The sequence below is a fragment of the Campylobacter armoricus genome, from assembly GCF_013372105.1.
GTDB lineage: Bacteria > Campylobacterota > Campylobacteria > Campylobacterales > Campylobacteraceae > Campylobacter_D > Campylobacter_D armoricus.
Genome location: NZ_CP053825.1, coordinates 481045 through 493842, shown reverse-complemented (window position 1 = coordinate 493842; position 12798 = coordinate 481045). Strand labels below are relative to the sequence as shown.

10 protein-coding genes and 8 tRNA genes are annotated in these 12798 nt (G+C 29.9%); 1 reads left to right on the top strand and 17 read right to left on the bottom strand.

The genetic code is table 11. From position 1 onward, the window contains the following. Positions 1-156: 156 nt before the first annotated feature. The 16 genes from CARM_RS02600 to CARM_RS02525 form a co-directional block, all read right to left on the bottom strand. The gene (locus CARM_RS02600; RefSeq protein WP_139426729.1) at positions 157-738 is read right to left on the bottom strand and encodes a bacteriohemerythrin; all 582 of its coding nucleotides are present in this window, start codon (positions 736-738) and stop codon (positions 157-159) included. Between the two features lie 9 nt (positions 739-747). Further along, positions 748-1338, bottom strand: a complete 591-nt coding sequence (locus CARM_RS02595) for a bacteriohemerythrin (protein ID WP_139426727.1) — start codon at positions 1336-1338, stop codon at positions 748-750. A gap of 151 nt (positions 1339-1489) precedes the next feature. After that, positions 1490-1565: transfer RNA gene (locus CARM_RS02590), tRNA-Glu, on the bottom strand. Positions 1566-1571: 6 nt separating this feature from the next. Then, positions 1572-1647, bottom strand: a tRNA-Lys gene (locus CARM_RS02585). Between the two features lie 2 nt (positions 1648-1649). Further along, positions 1650-1726: transfer RNA gene (locus tag CARM_RS02580), tRNA-Asp, on the bottom strand. Positions 1727-1745: 19 nt separating this feature from the next. Beyond that, positions 1746-1821: transfer RNA gene (locus CARM_RS02575), tRNA-Val, on the bottom strand. Between the two features lie 17 nt (positions 1822-1838). Next, positions 1839-1914 (bottom strand) — tRNA-Lys (locus CARM_RS02570). Positions 1915-1916: 2 nt separating this feature from the next. Then, positions 1917-1993 (bottom strand) — tRNA-Asp (locus tag CARM_RS02565). Positions 1994-2012: 19 nt separating this feature from the next. Continuing rightward, positions 2013-2088, bottom strand: a tRNA-Val gene (locus CARM_RS02560). A gap of 17 nt (positions 2089-2105) precedes the next feature. Then, positions 2106-2181, bottom strand: a tRNA-Lys gene (locus tag CARM_RS02555). 89 nt (positions 2182-2270) lie between these two features. After that, positions 2271-4379 carry a polyribonucleotide nucleotidyltransferase gene (locus tag CARM_RS02550; protein ID WP_139426725.1) on the bottom strand — a complete coding sequence of 703 codons (2109 nt, stop codon included), beginning with the start codon at positions 4377-4379 and terminating at the stop codon, positions 2271-2273. A 135-nt stretch (positions 4380-4514) separates the two neighbouring features. Further along, positions 4515-5174 (bottom strand): phosphoribosyltransferase, encoded by a 660-nt coding sequence (locus tag CARM_RS02545; protein WP_139426723.1) that lies wholly within the window; start codon positions 5172-5174, stop codon positions 4515-4517. Further along, a complete protein-coding gene (locus CARM_RS02540; RefSeq protein ID WP_412842207.1) occupies positions 5175-7211 on the bottom strand; it encodes an LPS-assembly protein LptD in 2037 nt (678 codons plus the stop codon). Next, positions 7201-7656, bottom strand: a complete 456-nt coding sequence (locus tag CARM_RS02535) for an RDD family protein (RefSeq protein WP_139426719.1) — start codon at positions 7654-7656, stop codon at positions 7201-7203. Before CARM_RS02535 ends, CARM_RS02540 begins: the two co-directional genes overlap by 11 nt. Beyond that, the gene (gene purD / locus CARM_RS02530) at positions 7653-8903 is read right to left on the bottom strand and encodes a phosphoribosylamine--glycine ligase (RefSeq protein WP_139426717.1); all 1251 of its coding nucleotides are present in this window, start codon (positions 8901-8903) and stop codon (positions 7653-7655) included. Before purD ends, CARM_RS02535 begins: the two co-directional genes overlap by 4 nt. A gap of 258 nt (positions 8904-9161) precedes the next feature. After that, positions 9162-10601: a hypothetical protein gene (locus CARM_RS02525; RefSeq protein WP_139426715.1), complete on the bottom strand. Its 1440-nt coding sequence runs from the start codon at positions 10599-10601 to the stop codon at positions 9162-9164. 104 nt (positions 10602-10705) lie between these two features. Here CARM_RS02525 and CARM_RS02520 point away from each other — a divergent pair, with 104 nt between their 5' ends. After that, positions 10706-11257 carry a class I SAM-dependent methyltransferase gene (locus tag CARM_RS02520; protein WP_139426714.1) on the top strand — a complete coding sequence of 184 codons (552 nt, stop codon included), beginning with the start codon at positions 10706-10708 and terminating at the stop codon, positions 11255-11257. On the opposite strand, the gene guaA is transcribed toward CARM_RS02520, so the two are convergent. Continuing rightward, positions 11258-12793 (bottom strand): glutamine-hydrolyzing GMP synthase, encoded by a 1536-nt coding sequence (guaA, locus tag CARM_RS02515; protein ID WP_139426712.1) that lies wholly within the window; start codon positions 12791-12793, stop codon positions 11258-11260. Positions 12794-12798 lie beyond the last annotated feature (5 nt).

Here is a 12798-nt window from a genome sequence, read left to right as displayed (position 1 = left end):
AATTAGTAATGTAACTACTAATAATTTATAAATATACTTAGAATGTTAATATTATGTTTATAAATTTAAGCTTAATAAATTAAAAATAATTTTATTATAAATTTGATAAACAAATTATGGATATTTAAGGAGAGAAGTCAATAGACTGAAGTTTTTTCAGTCTGTTTTTTCTTCTATATGATTAAAAGTTAATTCTTTAAAACATTTTTTACATTTATATGCTATATTTAAATATTTAATTTTTATATGTAAACCATAATCAAGTTTATGTATCATATCTTTGCAACCGCATATATATTCGAATGTCTCTTCTTTTTCTTTTTCTTCTACAATCTGTTTTTCTTGACTTTGTTTAAATTTATTAATTCTCATATCATGCTCTACTATATGTTCTAAAAGCCAAACAGATACTATTTTATAAAGTTTTTCTTTTAAATCATTTGTACTAGAACAATCGCCTAATAATGCACTCATATCTTTAATAATCTTTTTATGCATAGCTTTATGTTCTATAATATAAGGATAGTTAATAGAATGCATATAAGCTTCTTCGTCTTTAAAGTGAGTTTTCATATAATCAAAAAATTCACCCAATAATTCTTTTATTTCTGCTTTATATATATGCCTATTTAAAAGTTTAGCAGTTTTTTCAGCCAAAATAAAAAGAGTCTTATGCTGTAAATCTATTTCAGCATTTTTTACACTATATTTATCACTCCAAACAGGAAAAGCTTCCATTTAAAACTCTTATTGTGGTCGGATGATTTTTTTACATATTTTACAATTATATTTTGCACCATTTAAAATCTGAAGATGCAAACTATGTGGGATTTTATGCTTTTCATTTATGCAACCACAAATATAAATGACATATTTAGGAGGGGGGGGGTTAGTACTTGTCTCTATGGTTAAAGTATCTTCTTCAAAACTATATCCTTGTTTTTCTTTTAATTTTTGTTTTTCGTATTTATAATATTTCATATCTTCTTTTAAAATATGCTCCAAAAGCCATTTTTCAGTAATAACATTTAGTTGTTCTTTAAATCCATTTATTGTTTTGATATTTTTTACCAAAGTGATTAAAGAGTTAGTGATTTCTTGATGAATTTTTTTGTGGTGTGCTAAATCTGGATAAGCAATTTTTTCCATATAAGCTTCTTCGTCTTTAAAATGCGTTTTTATATAATCAAAAAGCTCACTCAAGACAGATTTTATTTCACTTATACTCGCGTGGTTTTCAGCTATAAGATAAGCTTTTTTTGCAATCTCAAATAAAGCTTTGTGCTGATCGTCTATAATTTTATTATGAACACTATACTCATTTGCCCATTTAATCATAAAAAATCCTTTTTTTACAACAATTTAACTAAAGCAATAAATATAGCGTAAAACATAAAAAAACGATGAGATTATATAATAAATTTTAAATATTTTCAAGATAAAAATAAACCATATAACAAAATTAATACAAGAACAACAAAATGCTTTATGGCGACCCCTAGAGGATTTGAACCTCTGTTACCACACAGAGAGAGTGATGTCCTGAGCCACTAGACGAAAGGGTCAATTAGTGGTGTCCCGTGTTGGATTCGAACCAACGGCCCCCTCCTTAAAAGGGAGATGCTCTACCGGCTGAGCTAACGAGACAATGGCGCGGCGGACGGGGCTCGAACCCGCGACCTCCGGCGTGACAGGCCGATATTCTAACCAGCTGAACTACCGCCGCACTATATAAACATAAAGAATGGTGGTCGCTATAAGACTCGAACTTATGACATCCACCTTGTAAGGGTGGCGCTCTACCAACTGAGCTAAGCGACCATATGTAAAGATTTCTGTGGTGTCCCGTGTTGGATTCGAACCAACGGCCCCCTCCTTAAAAGGGAGATGCTCTACCGGCTGAGCTAACGAGACAATGGCGCGGCGGACGGGGCTCGAACCCGCGACCTCCGGCGTGACAGGCCGATATTCTAACCAGCTGAACTACCGCCGCACTATATAAACATAAAGAATGGTGGTCGCTATAAGACTCGAACTTATGACATCCACCTTGTAAGGGTGGCGCTCTACCAACTGAGCTAAGCGACCATATGTAAAGATTTCTGTGGTGTCCCGTGTTGGATTCGAACCAACGGCCCCCTCCTTAAAAGGGAGATGCTCTACCGGCTGAGCTAACGAGACAACCAAAAAAATGAAATTATGCCAAAAGAATATATTTTTGTCAAGGTTTAAAATTAAAATTAAGCATATTTTTTAATATGCTTAATTTCTTATGCTAAATCTAACGAAACTTTTCCATTTTTTATTTCTAAAACTTTAACTTTTACCTCACTGCCTAATTCTAACTTTTCTTTTATTTTAGAATTATGTAATAAACCATCTACACCCTCTTTAAGCTCAACAAATACTCCAAAATCCATAACTTTTTGAACTTTCCCTACAAATTCTTCACCTATTTCAAATTTAGGCATTTCTTTTTTATCGCGTTTTGTTTTTGTTGGTTTTGATTGTATTAAATTTAAGATATATTCTTTACTTTGACTAATTAAGTCTTGATTTAAACCAGATATTTTTACTTCACCTTTTTCTCTATCTAAGTCTATATTAACCTCAAATTTTTCTATAATTTCTTTTATAGTCTTGCCACCTTGACCTATAATATCAGGAATTTTGTTAGCATCAATATAAAATACCTCAATCTTTGGTAAAATGGAAGTATTAACAATAATCTTATTATTTGCCTCTTCCATTAAAGATAGAATATATTCTCTTGCTTCTTTAGCTTGATATAATGCTTGTTTTAAGATATGTTGTTCTATACCACCAAGTTTAATATCCATTTGCAAAGCTGTAATTCCTTCTAAACTTCCAGCAACTTTAAAATCCATATCCCCATCATGATCTTCAAGTCCCATAATATCAGTTAAAATAGCATATTTTTCATTCTCAAAAATAAGCCCCATTGCCACACCTGCTATTAATTTTTCACTAGGAACCCCAGCAGCTCTTAGTGCTAATGCACCACCACACACAGTAGCCATAGAACTTGAACCATTACTTTCTAAAATTTCAGAAACTAAGCGTATGGTGTGAGCATACTCACCATCCACGCTAGGATGCAAAGCTCTTTTTGCTAAATTTCCATGCCCTAATTCCCTTCTACCTGGAGCTTTAATAGGGCTAGCCTCCCCTACAGAAAAACCTGGAAAATTGTAATTTACCATAAATTTTTCACATATTGGATTTTTTTCTGTTAGCAAATCTGACATTTGAGCATCACTATCTCCACCCAAAGTAGCAACAACCAAAGCTTGAGTTTGTCCTCTAGTAAAAAGACAAGAGCCATGTGCATTTGGTAGGATATTGGTCTCAATGTCAATTTTTCTAACATCTTTCAAGCCTCTACCATCAGCCCTTTTATTTTCGTTGATAATCTGACTTCTAATTAACTCTCTTTTACACTCAAGTAAAGCTTTTTCTATATTCTCAAAAGACCATTCATTTTGAATAGCTGTGGTTTCTTTTTCTATTTCTCTTGCGATTTGTAAAATTTCACTAGCTCTTTCACTTTTTGCCATTTGATTTATAGCAATTTTAAGTTTTGCCATATAAGAATTTTTTATATATTCAATTATTTCAGCATTATCTGACTCTGTTTTAAATTCAAGATTAGAATTTTTTCTATAAGCTGCAAATGCTTTTTCGTATTCATTCGAACCTCTTAATATCGCATTACTTGCAAATTCCAAAGCCTTTAAGGTATCATCTTCGCTTAATTCATTTATATGATGGATATTATTTTGTTTATTGGCCAAAGCTCTCATTTCTATCATCAAAAGCTCATCTTTAACGCCTGCTACATACAGATCTAGCGAGCTATTTTTTAATTCACTATTACTAGGATTTAAAATAAACTCATTATTAATACGCCCTATTCTCACACCACAAACTGGTGCCTTGATAGGAATATCACTCAAATACAAAGCAACACTTGCTGCATTTAAACTCATCACTTGTAAATCTACTTCAGGATCTGCTGAAAGCACCATAACTACAATTTGTGTAGGATAAGCGTAGCCTTTTGGAAAAAGCGGTCTTAAACTTCTATCTATGATTCTAGCACTTAAAGTTTCATTATCACCAGGTTTAGTTTCTCTTTTAACATAGCCACCTGGAATTTTTCCAGCTGCATAGGCTTTTTCTATATATTGAACCGTAAGTGGTAAAAAATCTTCCTCTACCATTTTATCTTCTCTAGCCACAGTGGCTAAAACAACAGCATTTTTTTCCTGCATTAAAACCGCACCAGCTGCTTGTTTAGCAACCTTATCTGTATCAAAAATTTCAAGATGATTGTTAATATTTATCTCATGTCGCATAATTTTTCCTTGTATTTTGTTTATAGACAAAAACAAAATAAGCTTTTTAAATTTTATAGCTAAAACTTAAAAAGCCTGTTTTTTATTTGTCTATAAATTTACATCTAAGCAATATAAAGTTGCTTAGATGTAAATTTACTTTTTTAAAGGAAGATAGTATTGACTTTCTTCTAAAATTTCTAAAATTTCATGAGTTTGTAGAATAGTTTTATTTTTAAAATAAAACTCAATATCTACAAAATGATCGATTTTTTCAGCACAATAAACCTCATCTACAAAAGCACTAATATAATCATACACATCAGTAGGCATTAAAGCTGTAGCATATATAATACTATTAACCTCTTCTTTTAACAAACTTTTAATACAAGAAGAAGCAGTTATACCACTTTCACAACCTTCATGAAGTATTAAAATATTTTTGCCTTTTAAATCTTTTAAAAGATTACCTTTTCTATAGCGATAAACATTTTTTAAAATTTTTTCTTCATATGTTCTATTTGCTTCTCCATAGATATAATCCAAACTTATATCAAAAGCTTTAACCAAAGCTTCGTTATAAACCAATTCTTTGGTTTCACTAATCATAGCAATCTGACATTCATCATTATTTGGAGCTTTTATTTGCTCTGTAAATAAAAAATCATAAGACAATTCCAATCTTTTTGCAAACATATCTACAAAAACAATTGATTTTAACGAAGGTGTAATGATAATATAATCTTTCAACCTGTTAATTGGTAATTGCTCACATAATCTTTCTAGTGCATCTTTTTCATCTTCAAAATATATCATTTATATAGCCTTTTCACTTTCTTCCAATGAAAAATCATAAGCAACGCCACCTAGCGGATAAAAATTAAACATAAAATACACCCCGCTTTGATCTTTAGCGCTAATACCACCACTAGTTAATTTAGGTGAAACATCTTTTCTATACATTAAAGAATAATTCCAGCATTTTCTTTGATAAGTATAACCTACTTCCCATTTTTGTGGATCTTTACCAAGATCAAACCACAAACCACCAAAAATTTGATAATTAGCATTTATATCATATTGGGCTTTAGTTCCCAAAAAGTTATATTTTTCATCTTCATATATTCTATATGCATGATTTAAACTTACTTTCCATTCCCCATAATCAAATAAAGCTTCACTAAAAATCTTATCAAAACGACTATCAATACCAGAATATTCAGCTTCATTTCTAAAACTAATAATATCATTATAAAAATATTCTATAGTATTATCAAAACCACCAAAATTTCCATCTTTAATATAATATTTTGCCGTTAAACTATGATATAGTTTTTTTCTACCCAAAGCACTATAAAAATACTGAAACATTGAAAAATTCAGCTGCTCAGGCTCATTTTTAATTTCAACAAAATTTTCAGTTATTTTACCCGATTTTGCGCCTGGTAAAAAATAATTAGTTCCTAAATAAATAGTATGATAAAAATTATCATAAGGTTTAGAAAGATCTGTATATAGTGAAAAATTATGTGAATTTCTAAATAAATGTTCTTGATTTTTTATATTAGTATTGGAATAATCCACAAAATTTGCATAAATTCTTTCTGTAAATGTAAAATTTAAAAAATCATTCAAAAAGCTAGTGTGATACATTATAGGTAAATCAAAATCTAGTGTCTTAGCATAAATACCTGTGTGTCTATAATATCTATGAAATGAAGTATCTAAACTATATTGTATATAATTATCAAAAAACCCGTTTAAATACCTATGATATTGAAAAGACGGATACTCTTGCATGGTATCTTTATTGCTTATTTTGGAAGTATCTATGTAATATTTTGCATAGGCTCCATAATAATTATCATTATCTGATAAAAAATAATTAATCTTTGAAGTTACTAACGAAGCTTCTGTATTAGCTCTTGAACTTAAATTCATATAATCTACATCGTTTAAGTAAGTAGCATCTACCCAAAGCCCCTCTTGAAATTCATCACTCAAAAGGCTTTTAAAAAGAGCTTCACTTGAGTATTTTATTTCAATACCATAGTGTTCTTTGTTTTTTAAATTTTCATCTCTTTTGTAGCTTGATTTTTCACCAAAAATACCTCCACTAATCTCACCTTGAGAATTTGGAGAATCAATAAATCTTAATGTAGAGTATAAACCATAACCCCTTTTAGTTCTAATTTGAGGTTCAAATTGAATATCTGCATTATCATCAATAACATAATAAATAGGTTGATTGTAATACAAACCCTCACTTTGTTTTAAAACAATCTCTGGGATTAACAATCCGCTCTTCCTTTTGGTATCAACACTAAAACCAAAATAAGGCAGATACATTATCGGTGTATTTTTGACATACAATCTTGCATTATAAAGATGTAAAAAATTACTTTCTTTATTTAATTTTCCTTCATTAAAACGAATTTCCCAATCTGGATTTTCCACATTGCAACTTGATACAATAGACTTTTCTGTAATGATAAATTTATCATCTAAATTAGCCTGATGACACTGCATCCACACTTCAAGATCGTTATTTGAAAAGAATAAATTTTTAAAACTTGTAGAATTATCTTTAAGATTAATTTTAGTATAAGAAGAATGTGTTCTTTCTTTTTGTCCTCTTAAAATATTCACATCACCAAAAAGCTCCAAATCTTTGGTTGTTTCATTGAATTTGGCTTCACTTGCTGTAATTAAATATAAATCCGATATAACAACAACATTATTTTTGGCATTTATTATATTTTTGTTTTTAATCACATCTAAAGCATAAATATCAACCTTTGAAGCATACAAGCTTCCAATACAAGCTAATGATAAAAATATCTTACGCAAGATCAATCACCACGGTTTTAGCAGCATAATCGTGCCAAGTTTTTAAAACTATATTGCTCAAAGCCCAAGCAAAACCTAAACCATAAAACATATCACTTATTTGCCTCACGCCTGCTCTTAAAGCACTCTGTGAAAAATTTGGTTTATCCAAAATATTTTGATCTATAACCATAATTTTAAATACTATTTTTCCCAGTGTAGCGCCATATAAATAAGTAAATATCATATGATAACTAAATTGCAAAATCAAAATCCCGCCAGCAAAACGCACTAAGAGATTATGAATTTCATCATAAGTTTGCATAGAAGTAAATTTATCAAATAATATAATACTCACTATACATAGTATTATAAAACTATCGATAACATAAGCTAAAAGTCTTTTTCTAAAACTTGCTAGTTTTATCTCTTCTTTTTCTAGCTTATCAAACAATTCTTGATTGTTCATTTAAGAACCTGAAAAGCGATGTCTTTTCTATATTGTTTTCCTTTAAAATGAACATTTTCACAAAGCATATAAGCATTTTTTTGTGCTTCTTCGATGCTTTTTCCAGTTCCTACACAAACTAATACACGACCACCGCTAGCATATAGCTTGTTATTTTCTAAACTTACCCCAGCGTAAGAGATATGAGAATTTTGCGGAATTTCTCCTATGTCAATTAATGCTTTAGGAGAATCTTTATAAGGATAATTTTTACTTGCACAAACCACACCTACTGCAAATTCATTTTTAATATGGATTTTTGTATTAGCAAGATTTTTATTGACACAAGCCAAAAATAAATCCAAAGGATTATCAATCAATGGCATTAAAACTTCACATTCAGGATCACCAAATCTAACATTATATTCTAATACATAAGGTTTATTATTTACCACCATTAACCCTATAAACAAAACACCTACAAATTCACTATCTTCTTGTTGCATACCTCTAAGAGTTGGTGCTATAATATCTTTTTTTACCTGTTCTAATAAACCATTACTAGCTAAAATACTTGGAGCATAAGCTCCCATTCCTCCAGTATTTGGCCCTTTATCACCATCTAATAATCTTTTATGATCTTGTGCAGCAGGAAGTAAAATAAAATCTTTGCCATCACATACTGCAAATATGCTTAATTCAAACCCATCAAGATATTCTTCTATAACTACTATTTTTCCAGCTTCTCCGAAGCTTTCACCGCTAAGCATATTTTTAGTAGCCTCTAAAGCTTCTTCATAAGTTTGTGCTATAATCACACCTTTTCCAGCACACAAACCATCTGCCTTTACAACTATAGGAGGAGTTAAACTCATAATAAATTTTTTAGCTTTTTCATAATCAGTTGTATTTAAAAATTTAGCTGTTTTTATTTTGTATTTTTTTAAAAAACTCTTCATATAAGATTTTGAAGCTTCAAGCATAGCAGCAGCTTTAGTAGGCCCAAAAATAGCAATATTATTTTCTTTAAAAAGATCTACTATGCCCTCTGCTAAAAAGTTTTCACTCCCTACTATGCAAAGATCTATTTCAGAGGCTTTTGCATAAGCTGTGATTACTTTTGGATCTTTCATATTAAGGTTAGTTCCTATTGTAGCAGTTGCACCATTACCTGGAGCAAAATAAAATTCTATATTTTCATTCGTATTTTGGAGAGCTAAAGCGATTGAGTATTCTCTTGCACCACTTCCTAAAATTAAAATTTTCATTTATTTCCTTAAAGCTTTACAACACCCAAATGGCCGGAGTATAAGTGTCTGACCCTCAAAAAGTCAAAGTTTGCCATTAGGTAATTTTTAAAGGCTGCAGCTTCTCGTTTTTTAAAACTCAAACGAAGTCACAGAACACGGTAAATCACACATCACAGCTTATAATTAATGTGTTGGATCCTCTTTAATACCATTATCGAACCATTTAGGCATAAAAATTATATCTAAAAAAAATAAATATAAGGTTTAAAAAGCCTTTTATAAAATTTTAAATTTTGTTTTAGAATCTTTCTTTAAAAAGTATTTCCCTTCTAAAATCACATCAGCAACAGGCGCCCAAATAGTTTTTTCATCAACATATACCACATCAAATTCAGTATTTTTCATCAATCCTTGATAATTTACTTTTTTAGGTGCATGTTTAACAACATAATATGGATTCATTGTAAAAATTTGAATTTTCATATTAATATATAATTCTGGATTAGAGGTTACCACTAAAAAATTTTTTTCACATTCTTTTTTAACCTTTTTCACATAAGAAAGCAAAAGTTGATCATTAGGATTTAATGAATGCAAATTAAGTCTATTTAAATAAAGCTCAGCAAAAGATAAAGTACAAAAAGAAATTTCACTTGCTGTTTTAAAATAAGAATTTTTAATACTAGTGGATTTTAATGATTTTTTCCAAATTTCTATATCTAGTTTAGTTGCACAAACATTCAATCCTTGTTTTATTTTTTCAAATAACTTCTCTCTAGCCATATTAAAACTATTTGCAAAAATTGTAAAGTTTTTTTCATAAAATGATTTTTTTAAATTTTCAAGTTTTTCTATACTCTTTGCAAAATATTCTAATTCGTTTTTAATCTCCAATAACTTTTGTTTTTTTGTATTTATCAGTTCTTCTAACTCTTGATGTTTTTTTCCTGATTCAACTTCCAATCTTGCTTGTTTTGATTTAATATCACTTATTAGAGTACTCATTTGACGCTCTAATGCTAATTTTCTATTTTTACGATTATCCAAAGATGCTAAAAGCGCTTGATAATGACACTGATGAGATAAAAATACCTCATCATATAAACGATTCATATCTATATGCTTTTGTTTATCTTTCATATCTTTAAAAGCCATTTCCAAATGCACAATGATATTTTTCATGGCAGAAAAATCTGCTTGATTGATAGTATTATCAGAAAAAAGCAAAGTATCTAAAGCTTTATACAAAAAGCGTTTCATAGCAAAGAAATCAATAATATAAGGAACTTCATCAGTGTTTATATCTTTTACAGCATTTATAGATAAAGTTTCATTGTAAAAATATCTTTGAATAGCTTGTGGTATTGTTAAGTTTAAAGTAATTCTATCAAGCTCATCATAATTTGTTTCTCTATAAAGTTCTTGCACATAAGCATCGCGTCTTGCTAATCTCAAATCTTCTAATTCATCATCACTATCTGTTTTCCAAAAGTCTCTTTCTTTAATAAAATCATTTTCTCCAAATTCTTGAAATTTTGAAGGGCGTAAATCTGTTATATGCTTACCATCAGATCTAAATTCAACAAACATACCAACAGTTGGCATACTTCTTTTATCATGCCATGCATGTTTGTTAAACTCAAAAAAAGTTTTTGCAAGATTAATTACTGTTCCTCTACCAGTAGCATCTACATAAACCATTATTTTTCCGTGCATATCCAAATCCTCAATTTAAAGAAAAATTAGACCATTATTGTAACTTTGTTTTTATAAAATTGCAATAATTTTATAAATAATTTCTTAAATTATATAGGATTACAATGTTTTTATATCAATATTTCAAAAATCCAAAACAAATAGGTGCTTTTTGCGCTAGTTCAAAAAAACTTAGCAAACTTATAACTTCCCATGTTTATAATGCTAAAAACATTGTCGAAATAGGACCTGGCACTGGAAGTTTTACCCGATATATACTTAAACAAAAAAATCATAATGCTAATTTTTTTGCTATAGAAATTAATCCTCAAATGGCTAAAAAGCTAAAACAGAATATAAAAAATATTGATATAGAAATACAATCGGCTGAATTTTTATCAAGTATGCTAGAAAAACGCTCTATAGGCAAAGCAGACTTAATAATATCAGGAATCCCTTGGGCAATGTTAAAAGAAAAAGAACAAAATATTTTACTAAATTCTATTCATAGTTCGCTAGAGAAAGATGGTTGTTTTGCGACCTTTGCATATATTTTACCCACTCTAAAAGGAAAAACTTTTAAAAAAAAGCTTTTTGCTACTTTTAGCAAGGTAGAAATTTCGCCTATTATTTGGCAAAATTTTCCACCTGCTTTTGTATATTTTTGCACTAAATAATCATTCCCATTCAATAGTTGCTGGTGGTTTACTAGAAATATCATATACCACACGATTAATACCATCAACTTCATTAATAATACGACGAGAAATATTTTCCAATAGCTCATAAGGTAAATGAGAAAAAGTGGCTGTCATACCATCACTTGCATTTACCACACGCACACAAACTGCATTATCATAGGTTCTATTATCACCCATTACTCCAACACTTTTAACATTTAAAAGCACACAAAATGCCTGCCATGTTTTATCATACCAACCACTACTTTTCAATTCTTCAATCAAAATCACATCTGCTTTTCTCAAAAGCTCCAAACTAGGTTCATTAACTTCACCCATAATGCGTATAGCAAGACCTGGTCCTGGGAAAGGATGGCGATATACTACATCTTTACTAAGCCCTAATTCAATCCCCAAAGCTCTTACCTCGTCTTTAAAAATTTCTTTTAATGGTTCAATGAGTTTTAAATTCATCTTTTCAGGCAAACCGCCTACATTATGATGAGATTTTATAGTTTTACTAGCTCCAATAACTGAACTTTCAATAATATCTGTGTATAAAGTTCCTTGTGCAAGATATTTTACATCTTTGTGTTTTTTTGCTTCTTCTTCAAATACTTCTATAAAGGTATTTCCTATAATTTTTCTTTTTTGTTCAGGATCTTTTATACCCGCTAAACGGCTTAAAAAGATTTTTCTTGCATCAATACTGATTAAATCGATTCCTAAGGTATGCTTAAACATATACTCAACTTGTTCTTTCTCACCACTTCTTAAAAGTCCATTATCAACAAAAACTACCACCACTTGATCTTTTATTGCACTTGCAAGTAAAGCAGCTACTACACTACTATCAACACCACCACTTACCGCACATAGCACTTTATCATTTTTCACTTCCTCTTTGATTTTTTGTGCTTGTATTTTTGCAAAAGATCCCATATTCCATACGCTATCACAATTACACGCATATTTAGCAAAATTTTTCAAGATACTTTTTCCAAACTCACTATGTTGAACTTCTGGATGAAATTGTAAAGCAAAAAATTTACGCTTTTCATCTCCAAACACACAAAATGGACTATTTTCACTAGTTGCTAGAACCTCAAAACCTTGTGGTAAATTTTCTACTTTATCAGAATGACTCATCCATACTATTTGTTTTTTTGGTAAATTTTTAAACAAATCACTATCATTTTGAATATCTATTGTTGCTTTGCCATACTCTTTATGCCCTGCTGGGGCAACATTTGCTCCAAAATGATGCGCCATAAGTTGCATACCATAACAAATTCCTAAAATAGGAATACCAAGCCCAAAAACATCTTTATCACAAAAATATGCATCATTTGCATATACACTAGCTGGTCCACCACTTAAAATAATACCTTTAGGCTCTTTAGCTTTAATATCATCTAAACTTACATTAAAAGGTAAAATTTCTGCATATACACCTTGTTCTCTTAACCTTCTAGCGATTAATTGTGTGTATTGAGAACCAAAATCCAAAACTAAAATATCTGCTTTTTTCATCTAAC

Excerpts from the sequence above, each read along its gene's own strand:
- CARM_RS02600 (WP_139426729.1), bottom strand. The coding sequence starts at position 738 with ATGGAAGCTTTTCCTGTTTGGAGTGATAAATATAGTGTAAAAAATGCT.
- CARM_RS02595 (WP_139426727.1), bottom strand. The coding sequence starts at position 1,338 with ATGATTAAATGGGCAAATGAGTATAGTGTTCATAATAAAATTATAGAC.
- CARM_RS02550 (WP_139426725.1), bottom strand. The coding sequence starts at position 4,379 with ATGCGACATGAGATAAATATTAACAATCATCTTGAAATTTTTGATACA.
- CARM_RS02545 (WP_139426723.1), bottom strand. The coding sequence starts at position 5,174 with ATGATATATTTTGAAGATGAAAAAGATGCACTAGAAAGATTATGTGAG.
- CARM_RS02535 (WP_139426719.1), bottom strand. The coding sequence starts at position 7,656 with ATGAACAATCAAGAATTGTTTGATAAGCTAGAAAAAGAAGAGATAAAA.
- purD (WP_139426717.1), bottom strand. The coding sequence starts at position 8,903 with ATGAAAATTTTAATTTTAGGAAGTGGTGCAAGAGAATACTCAATCGCT.
- CARM_RS02525 (WP_139426715.1), bottom strand. The coding sequence starts at position 10,601 with ATGCACGGAAAAATAATGGTTTATGTAGATGCTACTGGTAGAGGAACA.
- CARM_RS02520 (WP_139426714.1), top strand. The coding sequence starts at position 10,706 with ATGTTTTTATATCAATATTTCAAAAATCCAAAACAAATAGGTGCTTTT.
- guaA (WP_139426712.1), bottom strand. The coding sequence starts at position 12,793 with ATGAAAAAAGCAGATATTTTAGTTTTGGATTTTGGTTCTCAATACACA.